6 protein-coding genes are annotated in these 12,025 nt (G+C 73.2%); 2 read left to right on the top strand and 4 right to left on the bottom strand.

The genetic code is table 11. The annotated features are described in order from the left end of the window. The first annotated feature begins 89 nt into the window (after window positions 1-89). The gene (locus HD593_RS34265) at window positions 90-1,385 is read left to right on the top strand and encodes a UDP-glucose dehydrogenase family protein (protein ID WP_185106082.1); all 1,296 of its coding nucleotides are present in this window, start codon (window positions 90-92) and stop codon (window positions 1,383-1,385) included. A gap of 223 nt (window positions 1,386-1,608) precedes the next feature. Beyond that, window positions 1,609-2,784 carry an elongation factor Tu gene (gene tuf, locus HD593_RS34270; RefSeq protein ID WP_185106083.1) on the top strand — a complete coding sequence of 392 codons (1,176 nt, stop codon included), beginning with the start codon at window positions 1,609-1,611 and terminating at the stop codon, window positions 2,782-2,784. A 241-nt stretch (window positions 2,785-3,025) separates the two neighbouring features. Here tuf and HD593_RS34275 read toward each other — a convergent pair whose 3' ends face one another. The 4 genes from HD593_RS34275 to HD593_RS34290 all read right to left on the bottom strand — a co-directional run bounded on the left by HD593_RS34275 (window position 3,026) and on the right by HD593_RS34290 (window position 11,936). Beyond that, a complete protein-coding gene (locus HD593_RS34275; protein WP_185106084.1) occupies window positions 3,026-5,836 on the bottom strand; it encodes a glycoside hydrolase family 2 TIM barrel-domain containing protein in 2,811 nt (936 codons plus the stop codon). An 83-nt stretch (window positions 5,837-5,919) separates the two neighbouring features. Next, entirely contained in the window at window positions 5,920-7,236 is a 1,317-nt protein-coding gene (locus tag HD593_RS34280) for a M20 metallopeptidase family protein (RefSeq protein WP_185106085.1), read from the bottom strand. Between the two features lie 56 nt (window positions 7,237-7,292). After that, window positions 7,293-8,438: an amidohydrolase family protein gene (locus HD593_RS34285; protein ID WP_185106086.1), complete on the bottom strand. Its 1,146-nt coding sequence runs from the start codon at window positions 8,436-8,438 to the stop codon at window positions 7,293-7,295. Window positions 8,439-8,537: 99 nt separating this feature from the next. After that, a complete protein-coding gene (locus HD593_RS34290) occupies window positions 8,538-11,936 on the bottom strand; it encodes a phosphodiester glycosidase family protein (RefSeq protein ID WP_312903912.1) in 3,399 nt (1,132 codons plus the stop codon). Between the last annotated feature and the right edge of the window lie 89 nt (window positions 11,937-12,025).

The following is a 12,025-nucleotide window of genomic DNA, read 5'->3' on the forward strand; positions in this document are numbered from 1 at the left end:
GTGTGATGATCCTCCGCCGGTTTCGGCACCTCACTTCCCGAGCAGCGGGCCCGCCCTGTGGCGGCGTTCGCGAGATTGGATGGTCAACGATGGTTGGCAAGCCGGAACGGCAGGTGGCCGTGTTCGGTGCCGGGTACATCGGTCTGGTGACCGGTGCCTGCCTCGCCGAGCTGGGGCACCGGGTGGTGGTCCGGGACATCGACCCCGACAAGGTGGACCTGCTGCGCTCCGGCGACGTGCCGATCTACGAGCCCGGCCTCGGCGACCTGATCGTCAGGAACAAGGAGCGGCTGACCTTCACGCTGGATCTCGCGGAGACGCTCGACGGCGCCGAGATCGCGTACGTGTGCGTGGACACGCCGCCCTCGGCCTCCGGCGACGCGGACCTGTCCCGGATCTGGTCGGTGGTGAAGTCGCTGGAGGGCGCCACGCACCTGAAGGCGGTGGTGGTCAAGTCGACCGTGCCGGTCGGCACCGGCGCCCGGGTGCGGGCCGCGCTCGACGCGGCGGGCCTGGCCCACGTCGGGTACGCCGCCAACCCCGAGTTCACCGCCGAGGGCCGCGCGGTCACCGACTTCATGCACCCCGACCGCATCGTCATCGGCGCGGCCGACGAGGCCACCGCGCAGCTCATCGCCGACCTGCACGACGGCGTGGAGGGCCCGGTCGTCGTGATGGACGTGCGCTCGGCCGAGATGGTCAAGCTCGCCTCCAACGCGCTGCTCGCCACGAAGATCAGCTTCATCAACGAGATCGCCACGCTGTGCGAGAAGACCGGCGCCGACGTCGAGGAGGTGGCCCGCGCCGTCGGTCTCGACCACCGCCTCGGCCCGCACTTCCTGCGGCCCGGCATCGGCTGGGGCGGCTCCTGCTTCCCGAAGGACTCCGAGGCGCTGCGGCAGCTCGCCAGCAACACCGGCTACCACCTGCAGCTCCTGTCGGCCGTGATCGAGGTCAACAACCTGCAGAAGCGCCGGGCGATCCAGAAGCTGAAGGACGAGCTGGGCACGCTGGCGGGCATGCGGGTGGCGCTGCTCGGGCTGACGTTCAAGCCGGGCACCGACGACATGCGGGAGGCGACCAGCACGGTGCTGGCCGGCCGGCTGCTGGCCGAGGGCGCCGAGGTGCACTGCTGGGACCCGATGGCCCGGCCGGGCGAGGTGGAGCCGTGGATCTCCACGACCCGTCACGCCACGCCGGAGGAGGCGCTGGCGGGCGCCGACGCGGCGATCGTGGTGACCGAGTGGCCGCAGCTCAAGGAGGTCGACTGGGCGCAGGCGGCCTCGGCGATGCGGCGGCCGGTGCTCTTCGACGGCCGCAACCTGCTGGACCCGGCGGGGATGCGCGCGCTCGGGTACACGTACATGGGCGTCGGCAGGCCGTAGCCCCCGCGGAATAATCCGTTGCGGTGCGGTGCTGATCCCCGCACTATGTTCCTCATGTTCCCGTACGCGCGCCTCGCGACGCCCGCAGCCTCGCTGCCGGGCTCGTACGCGTGCGACGGCCTGGAGCGCTGACCTCTTCCCGTTAGTTCCGGAGTGACCCGGCGGGGGGAGGTTGACGACCCTGACGGGTCACCACGGATCCAGGTTCTGGGAAAGGGAACCGATGGCCAAGCAGGCCTATGTACGGAACAAGCCGCATCTCAACATCGGCACGATGGGGCACGTCGACCACGGCAAGACCACGCTGACCGCCGCCATCACCAAGGTGCTGGCGGAGCGCGGGCAGGCCACGTACACGCCGTTCGAGCGGATCGACCGGACGCCGGAGGAGGCGTCCAGGGGGATCACGATCAACATCTCGCACGTCGAGTACGAGACCGCGACCCGCCACTACGCGCACGTGGACATGCCGGGGCACGCCGACTACGTGAAGAACATGATCACGGGGGCGGCGCAGCTCGACGGCGCGATCCTCGTCGTGTCCGCGCACGACGGGATCATGCCGCAGACCAGGGAGCACGTGCTGCTCGCCAAGCGGGTCGGCGTCGAGCACCTGGTCGTGGCCGTCAACAAGGCCGACGGCGCCGACCCGGAGCTGACCGACCTGGTCGAGCTGGAGCTGCAGGACCTGCTCGCCGAGCACGGGTACCACGGCGTCCCGATGGTCCGGGTGTCCGGGCTGCGGGCGCTGGAGGGCGACCCGGTCTGGACGGCGTCGGTCGAGGCGCTGCTCGACGCGGTGGACACGCACATCCCCGTGCCGGTGCGGTACGTGGACGCGCCGTTCCTGATGCCGGTCGAGAACGTGCTGACCGTCACCGGGCGCGGCACGGTCGTCACCGGGGCCATCGAGCGGGGCACGGTGCGGATCGGCGACACGGTCGAGGTGGTCGGGTTCGGTGACGCCTTCTCCGCCGTCGTGACGGGCGTGGAGACGTTCGGCAAGACGATGGAGCGGGGCGAGGCCGGCGACAACGCCGCCGTACTGCTGCGCGGGGTGCGCCGCGAGCAGGTGCGGCGGGGCATGGTGCTGGCGGCGCCCGGCACCCAGCACGCCCGCGGCCGGTTCACCGCCCGCGTCTACCTCCTCACGCCGGAGGAGGGCGGGCGGAGGCGGCCCGTCACGTCGGGGTACCGGCCGCAGTTCTACCTGCGGACGACGGACGTGCCGGGCGAGCTCGTCCTGCCGGACGACGCCGGGGCGCTGCCTGGGGAGACGGTGGAGGTGACGGTCGAGCTGGGCAAGGCGGTCGCGGTCGAGCCGGGGCTCGGCTTCGCCATCCGCGAGGGCGGCCTCACGGTCGGCGCGGGCACCGTCCTGACGGTCCCGGCCGCCTGACGCCACACCCGCCAACCGGTGCGGGACCGGCTCCAACGGTCCCGCACCACGGCCCCGGCCTCACCCGGCCGCATACCACCCGTGCCACGCACGGCGTCCCGCACACGGCGCCACGCGCACCGCGCCACACGCACCGCGCCACGCGCACCGCGCGCGGCGCCACGGGCGGAGAGGGGCGCGGCCGTGTGGGAGCACGCCGAAGGCCGGGCCCACCAGGCGGGGGTCGGCCCTCGGTCGTCGGTCAGGGCTGGGCGAAGCGGACGCGGAGGGTGGCGCGGCGGGCCCTCAGGTCGTAGGCGGGCAGGGGGCCCGGACCGCAGGTGGCCGTGCCGATGCCCTGGTGGGCGAGGTCCAGGTGGACGTACACCCGCTCCCCCGCCACCAGGTCGGGCCGGTGACGGGCGGCGGCCAGCTCCAGGGCGCTCCACCGCCGCACAGTAAGCCCGAACACCGGCTCGCCCGACACCCGGAAGCCGCCCAGCTCGGCCCACCGCACGTCAGCGCGGTGCCCGTTCTCCTGCGGGTACACGTACGGCGTCTGCATCGACTCCACCGTGGCCGACCACCGCCCCACCCGGGCGGCCATGCCCGTGTCCGGGTACACCTCGCCCGGCCCGAGCCCGAACCACGTCACCCGGTCCACTGCCGGACCCGGCAGCGACATCGTCACGCCGAGCCGCGGGATCGGGTCGCGCCAGTCGCCCTCCGGCTCGATGTCCAGCAGCAGCCGGAGCCCGCCGTCGAAGGTCCACCGGTACGTCGCCACCATCCCGAGGTCGGTGTCCGCCGGCGCGACCCTGGTCCGTACGGTCAGGCCGTCGCCGGTCGAGATGTCGTCCACCCGGTGGGTGAGCCGGTGCAGGCCGAGCGCGCGCCAGCGGGCCTCGAGGCCGGCGGCGCGGTCGTTGTCGGTGGGGGCCCGCCACAGGTCGAGCCGCGGCCCCTCCACCTCCGTCCCGAACAGCCGCACGAGCCGCCCCGTCGCCGCGTCGAACACGCACCCGCCGACGGTCAGCTCCCCACCTCGACGGAAGGCCCTGCCGGTGCCGCTGCCAGTGCCCGTGTGGGTGAATGCCTCGGTCGCGACGTGCTCCCTGGGCTCGGGACGGGCCAGCAGCGCCTGCCCCCAGGCCACCTCGTGCCCGGCCGGCGCCCACGGCAGATCCTCGGCCAGCACCGCCCGTACGGTGAGCCAGCGCTCCCCGTTCGGCCCGTCCGCCGGCTCGGGCAGCTTGCACTCGCCGCCCGCCGCGGGCACGTCGAGCGGATGCTCGGCGATCGTCTCCCCCTCGGCCTGCACGGTCGCCGTGAACCGCAGGTGCGACAGGTCCGTGAAGCCGTAGTGGTTGACGACGCGCACCACCCCGTCACCGAACTCGAACCGGACCGGCTCGAACACCTTCTTCAGGTCGAGCAGCCCGGGCGACGGTGTCCGGTCGGGGAAGACGAGGCCGTCGATGACGAAGTTCCCGTCGTGCACGGGCTCGCCGTAGTCGCCGCCGTACGCGTACTCATGGGTGGGATGCGCCAGCCCGTGATCGATCCACTCCCAGATGAACCCGCCGGCCAGCCGCGGATACCGCTCGAACAGCTCCTGGTACTCGGCCAGCCCGCCGGGCCCGTTGCCCATGGCGTGGGCGTACTCGCACTGCATGAACGGCATCGCCCGCCGCCGCGCGTCCAGCTCGGGGTCGTCGAGCGGGTCCTCCTCGCGCCTGCCGATGGCCTCGACCTCGGCGTGGGAGGCGTACATGCGGGAGTAGACGTCCGTGTGCTCGCACGAGCGGTCGCCCTCGTAGTGCAGCGGCCTGGACGGGTCGCGATCGCGGGTCCAGGCGGACATGAGGGCCAGGTTGCGGCCCACGCCGGCCTCGTTGCCGAGGGACCACATGATGATGCTGGGGTGGTTCTTGTCGCGTTCGACCATGCGGCGCATGCGGTCGAGCAGCGCGTCGGCGTAGCGGGGGTCGTCGGTGGGGTTGGCGCGCCAGCCGACCTGGCCGAAGCCGTGGGTCTCCAGGTCGCACTCGTCGATCACCCACAGGCCCAGCTCGTCGCACAGGTCGAGGAAGTCCGGGTGGGGCGGGTAGTGGCTGGTCCTGACGGCGTTGACGTTGTGCCGCTTCATGAGCAGCACGTCCTCGCGCATCGTCTCGTACGGCACCGCCCGCCCGCGCTCCGGGTGGAACTCGTGCCGGTTGACGCCCTTGAGCAGCAGCGGGCGGCCGTTGGCCAGCAGCACGCCGTCCACGATGGAGATCGTGCGGAAGCCGACGCGCACCCGTACCGTCTCGCCGGGGCAGGTCACCACGGCCTCGTACAGGCGCGGGGTCTCCGCCGTCCACGGCTCGACGTCCACGGTGATCTCGGCGCCGGGCTCCAGGCCGTCGATGCCGAGCTCGGGGACGCTGAGCGTGCCGGTGCCCTCGAAGCTGAGGGTGCCGCGGCCGTCCTGGTAGGAGGCGTGGACGAAGACGTCGGCGGTGGACCGGGTGAGCGTGACGTCGCGGAAGATGCCGGGCAGCCACCACATGTCCTGGTCCTCCAGGTAGGTGGCGGCCGACCACTGGTGCACGCGCACGGCCAGCACGTTGCGGCCGGGGCGCAGGTACGGGGCGGCGTCGTACTCGGCGGGCAGCCGGCTGCCGGTCGTGAAGCCCAGCTCGTGCCCGTTGAGCCAGATCCGGGCGAACGACTCCACCCCGTCGAACCGCAGCCGCCCGCCCGTCCAGCCCTCGGGCAGGTCGAAGGCGCGGCGGTAGTCGCCGGTCGGGTTCTCGTCGGGGACGTGGGGCGGGTCGATGGGGATGGGGAAGGAGACGTTGGTGTAGGCGGGGGCACCGTGCCCTTGCAGGACCCAGTGCGACGGGACCGGGAGGTCGTCCCAGCCCGTGTCGTCGTAGTCGGGGCGGGCGAAGTCGTCGGGGACGCCTGCGGTGGGCGAGAGGCGGAAGCGCCACGTGCCGTTGAGGTCGAGGGAGGGGGCGTCGGAGCGGAGTGCCGCCCTGGGTTCGAGACGGCCGGAAGCGGGGGTGAAAGTTTCGAGGTCCATCTCCGCCGAGCCTAGAGGTTCATGGCGATTCAGTCAGCGATGGGGTCGCTGTCCGTCCCCTTCGCCCGCGCGCCGGCGGGGCGTCATCCCCCGGGCGCCCGGTGGCGGCAGGGCCGGATGGCCGCGGTGCCCGAGGAGGCGGCCAGGTAGCCGGCCAGCAGCGCCTCCGCGACCGCGCCCACGGCGGCGTCACCGGGCAGGAAGGCGGGGCTGTGCAGGCCGCTCTCGGTGTCCACGCCCACGAACATCATCAGCGACGCCGCCACGTCGCCGTAGCGGGCGAAGTCGTCGGCCCCGCACGAGCGCAGCTCGTCGTTCACCGTCCACCCGTGCTCCCGCAGCCGCTCCCCCGTCCTGGCGGCCAGCGACGGGTCGTTGATCAGGACCGGCTCGCCGGGAATGATCTCGACGACGGCGTTGCACCCGTACGCCCTGGCCGTGTCCTCGGCGACCTGCGTGAACCTGCGGTGCAGCCGCCGGCGCCACTCCTGCGACATGGTCCTGAGCGTGCCCCGCGCCGTCGCCTCCCCGGGCACGGCGTTGGGCGCGGTGCCGGCGTTGACCGTGCCGAACGTCACCACCGTCGGTGCCATCGGGTCCGCGACCCGGCTGACGAGCTGCTGCGCCGCCACGATCACCTGCGCCATGGCGAGCACGGGGTCGCGGGTGAGATGCGGGTACGCGGCGTGCCCCTCGCCTCCCTTGACGGTCACCCTGAACTCGTCGGAGGCGGCGTTCACCGGGCCCGGGGTGCAGGCGATCGTGCCTTCCGGCAGGACGGGCTGCACGTGGGCGCCGATCATGGCGCGGACGTCGTGCCTGCCGAGCACGCCGGAGGTGACGACGTCGAGCGCCCCGGAGGGGAAGGTCTCCTCGCGCGGCTGCAGCACCGCGAGCAGCGGCACGACGCCGCTCCCTGCCTCCGCCGCCTCCGCCGCCTCCACCGGCTCGGCCACGGCCTCTCCGGCGTCTCCGGCGACCGTCCCGGGACCGGTGCCGGGAACGTCCCCCGAGACGACGTCCGCGACGGCGCGGGCGAGCGCGACCACGGCGGCCAGGTGCACGTCGTGGCCGCAGGCGTGCATGGCGCCGTTGACGGCGGCCCAGGGCACGCCGGTGCGCTCGGCGATCGGCAGCGCGTCCAGTTCCCCCCGCACCCCCACCGCCGGCCCCGGCCCGCCGGCCCGCACCACCGCACCCGTCCCCGCCACGTACTCGACCACCGAGCCGGGCAGCGCCGCGAGCACCCGCCGCAGCGTCGGCTCCTCCTCCCCCGACACGCACGGCACGGCGTGCAGCTCCCGCCGCAGCGCCACGGCGGCGGGCAGCTCGCGGTGCAGCGCCGCCCGCAACGCCACCTCCACGGCCACCTTCCGGCCGCCGACGAACGTCCCCGCCATGAACCCCCCAACCGCCGTAGTATCAACGGGTCGAACGCTGCCCCCGGAATCACCTTTCAGGCCAGCCCGTAAACGCGCCGCGCGTTCTCCACCCCCACCATGGTGGCCACCCGCACCGCCTGAGCCGACGACCACTCGCCGTCCGCCACGAACCCGCCCAGCACCCGCGCCATCGCCCGCCGCCACAACACCGACCCCAGGTGGTGCAGCTCGGCCGGCCCCCACGCGTCGGAGGAGTAGAGCAGCTTCGCGAACGGCGCCACCTCCAGGCTCTCGGCCACCACCGCCGCGCCGCGCGCCCCCGTGTAGTTGACGCCGAGCCCCACGTCGAAGAAGACGTTCGGGTACGCCTGCGCCAGGAACCCCGCGTGCCGCTGGTACGGGTAGCAGTGCAGCAACAGCAGCGGCACCCCGGTCGGCTCGGCCAGCTCGATCAGCCCGCGCAGCAGCAGCGGGTCGGCCCGCCGCAGGTCCAGGTCCGGGTCCCCGAAGCCGGTGTGGAACTGCAGGGGCAGCCCCCGCTCCAGCCCCGCCCAGATGAGATGCCGCACCAGTACGGGATCCGCCAGCCGCCCGCCCCCGCCGGCCAGCCACCGCCCGGCGGCCTCGGCGACCTCCGCCCGCGACGGCGGCGCGGGGTCGAAGTCGAGCCCGCACCGGTAGGCGGCCACGCTCTTGAGCCCGCGCGCCGTCCGCGTACGCTCCTCCAGCGCCTCGGCGAACCGCCCGGCGAACGCGCCGGCCCCGCACCCGGAGGCGGCCACCTGCTCGGCCACGCTCTCCAGGCGCACCACCTCGTCGGCGGGCGCCCCGCACGCCTCCGCCATGCCCGAGGGCCCGAGCAGCTCCTCGCCCCGGTAGCCCGTCTCGACCAGCAGATGCCCGAGCCCGGCGGCACCGAGCAGCAGCCGGTTGACCTCGTCGGCGCCGAGCCTGGCCCGCCTGGCGAGGTACTCCTCGGGCGTGCAGAAGGGTTCGAGGCCGAGCACGGGCGCGCAGTGGCGCAGGACGGCGAGGCCGAGCTGGGAGTCGAACGGGCTCGCCCAGTCGGGCACGGGCCGGTCGGACTCGCTGAGCATCCCCTCGAACGCCACGCGCGACAGGTCGTGCGGCACGGCCCCGTGCGTGTGGTGGTCCACCAGTGGCAGCTCCTCGATGGCACGGGCCAGCCCGGCGGGCACGAGATCGAACTCCATGGTCATCGGTGAACCTCCCCCGCTCTCGTACCCGCGGCCCCTGGAGCGGACACGCGAAGGGCCCCGCGGGACGATCACCGTCCCGCGGGGCCCCCGGAGCGCAGGTCAGGCGGCTGCCTTGGCGGTCAGCGCCACCTGCGCCTGCTTCGTGACGCCGCTGACCGTGACGGCCACCGTCACCTGTCCGGGCCGCAGCGCCGTCAGCGTGCCGGACTCGGGGTCGAGCACGGCGACGTGCCAGGGCTTGGCGGTCCTGCGGGTGCCGACGTGCAGGTTCGGCGAGCCGGACCAGGTGGCCGACACCGGGTAGGCGGCGGGCACCGTACGGGAGGCCTGCTCGACCGCCGCCGTCACCGGGGCGGGCGCGCCGACCGCGACCGTGGCCGGGGCGGTGAGCGTGAGGCCGTCCACGTGCGGCCGCACCTGCGTGCCGATCCAGTCGGGCGCGTCGGCGAACCAGTTCCGCCTGACGTGCTCGGCCTCGGTCCGCGTCACGGGGTCCACGCCCCACAGCGACCATCCGGTGAACCCGCCGTCCTCGGGGGCGGTGGCGGGGTTCTTGCCGGAGTTGCCGTTGATGAAGTACGGCACCGCGTCCACGTGCTCGGCGTGGAAGGTCCCCACGTGCGCGCCGATGAACGCGGCGCCCTTGCCGGTGGTGCGCTGGAAGTCGGCCAGCCAGCCCTCGACGAGCGCGGCCTCCTTGCGGTCGCCGAGCTGGCTGCCCTTGCCGGGCGTGGGGTCGCGCGGCGGCACGTGGAACAGCACGGCGACGGACCCGATCGAGCCGTCCCCGGCCGCCGAGTCCAGCAGGGACCGGAGCCGCGCCACCTGGTCGTAGCCGCCGCCCCTGAGGGTGAGGCGGGAGGTGTCCAGGGTGATGAAGCGGGTGCCCTTGTGGTCGAAGGTCTGGTACGTGTCCCCGAAGACGGCCTTGAAGTTGTCGATCTTGCCGCCCATGACCTCATGGTTGCCCGGAATGTAGTGATATTTCACCGTTCCGCCGAGCTCTTCGTCGAGGATCTTCTTCGCCAGCGCGAAGTCCTCCGGCGACGCCTCGTCCACCAGGTCACCGTTGATCACCAGGAAGTCCGGCTGGGCCGCCTTGATCTCCTGGAGGGTGCGGCGCGCGTTCCTGACCAGGTCGCTGTCCGGGTTCCTGGCCACGAACTGCGCGTCCGACATGACCGCGAACCGCCACGGCATCGTGGAGACCTCGCTCCTGACCACGGGGTCCGCCTTCCTGGGCGCCTCCGGGGCCGAGACCGACGGCGGCACCTTGGCGACCAGCCCGTCGATGAGGATCTCGTTGGTGTACTTCACGTCGGCCTTCGTCTCGGCCACGTAGAAGCGCCGCAGCTTGAGCGGGTAGTTCACGCCCGGCGGCACGGTGAACTCGACGTACTTCCAGCCGGTCCACGTCATGTAGGGGCCGCGCAGGATCTGCGACTGCCCGAGCGCGTCGTAGAACTCCAGGCTCGGCCACTCCCCCTTGCCGGTGGAGTTGATCCACAACCCGAACGCCTGCGGCTGCCCCTCGACCACGATCTGCTGGGGCGGGCTGGCGTACGCGGCCCGGGTGGCGGTGGAGGTGGTGAAGTCGTACGACAGCTTGAGCCCGCCCCCGCTCTGCCCGGGCGCGGCCGACAGCGAGCCGGTGGCGCGGGCGGCGGCGAACGTCCACGTGGCCGCGTCCTCGAAGTCGGCGACCGGCTTGGACTCGAACCCGACCGTCACCGGCACCGCGGTGCTGATCCTGCCGACCTTGGCGGTGATCAGGCCGGAGCCGGTGGCCTGCTTCGCCTTGACGGTGAAGGAGCCGTGGTCGGCCGCGGTGACCTCGAACAGGTTCCGGTCGTAGTCGAGCGTGAGGTCGCCGGGCTCGATGGGCGCGGAGTTGCCGTTGCGGTCGTAGCCGACCACGCCGAACGTGGCGGTGCCGCCCTCGCCGGGCATGCCGAGCCGGTCGGCGGTGGTGCCGAGCCGCTCCAGCGGCTGCAGCACGGTCAGCTCGATGGTGCCCTTGGCGTTGCCGCGCGAGGCGGTGACGGTGGTGGTGCCGGGCAGCAGGGCGTGGAACTTCCCGTCACGGATGACGCCGTGCACGGCCGGGTTCGCCCGCCAGGACGGGGTGCCGGCGGCGGGGCCGTACGTCTCGTCGTAGCCGGCGGCGGTCAGCCGCCTGGTCAGGCCGGGGAAGACCCGCTCGGGACGGCCACCGGCGACGGGCCCGACGCCGGGCGCCTTGGCGGGGTCGCTCGCGGTCTCCAGCCAGAAGCCCTTGAGCCTGCCGCTGCCCTCGGGCGCGTAGAGCGCCAGGCCGTTGGGCACGTGGCGCTCGCCGCCGTCGGAGGGGCTGTTCTCCACCTGCACGTCGGCGGAGCCGGGCTCGCGGGCCAGCATGGTGGAGGAGCCGCCGCCGTCGAGGTTGAGCGCGTTGGCGGCGCCGAGGTCCTTCATCATCGCGGCCAGCTCGTTCAGCGTGACGCCGCGGCTGTCGGCCTGGCGGCCGTCCACGGTCAGCAGGTACATCTTCCTGCCGTCCGCCGAGAAGCCGACGGCGGTGCGCGGGTGCGCGGCCGGGTCGGTCGAGTTCTGCACGACGCCGTCCTTGACCAGCACCCAGTTGCCGCCCACGGCGGCCTTCACCGAGCTGCCGTCAGAAGGCTTGGGCTGGTAGGCCACGTCCACCTTGTCGCCGGCCTTGAGCGCGGCCAGGGCGGCGGCCCCGGCGTCCCGGCCGAGCAGGATCGTGGTGCCGGCGGGGATCGGGCCGGTGCCGGCGGAGGTGCGTACCTCGGTGACGACCCCGTCCACCAGCACGACCTCGGCGACGGAGGTGGCCCCCTCGACCGCGCGGGCCCGGTTGTAGGAGCCCCACAGCGGCGTGAACAGGCCCACGCCGTCGCGCTGGATGATCTGGTTGAACTGGGTGAGCTTGACCGGCGCGCCGCCGGACGGGGTGGCGGTGCCCTCGAAGTACATCTTCAGCACGCGGCCGACCCCGTCGCCGGTGACCGCGACGGCGTTCTCGTGGCCGGCGACCGGCGACTGGATCAGCGCGCCGTTCTGCACGCCGATGCCCTGCGCGGCGCCGGAGTTGTTGATGTCGAAGAAGTCGCCGTTGACGGCCGCGACGGCCCGCGAGCGCTTGGCGGGCCCGGACAGCGGCTCGGTCTTCGACACCTCGCCGGAGAAGACGTAGTCCGCCTTCGCACCGCCCAGGTCGGCGGTGACGGCGTCCGCGCGCAGCCAGCCGAGCGCGTCATAGGTGTCGAACGAGGTCAGCGAGATGCCCGGCGCCACCGGCCGGGTCTTCTTGGCGGTCTCCAGCCGCTCGGGCGCCGCGGCGGTGGGGGCGAGCAGCGTGGAGGAGGCCTGGTAGGACGACGCCGTCTCCAGCGTGTCCTCTGCGGGAGGGGTGGGATCGGCCTGTGCCGGCGCGCTGATGGCCATGGGGCCTAACACGAGCGCGGCGGCGGCCAGCAATCGGAGGGTCTGCACGACCGAACTCAATCGCCCGTGGATATAACTTTCAAGACCAAAGAGTGAACTAAAAGAAAATTTCAGATCTTGTACGCCTCCCACCTCGC

It is taken from the genome of Nonomuraea rubra (assembly GCF_014207985.1).
In the GTDB taxonomy this organism is placed as follows: Bacteria; Actinomycetota; Actinomycetes; order Streptosporangiales; family Streptosporangiaceae; genus Nonomuraea; species Nonomuraea rubra.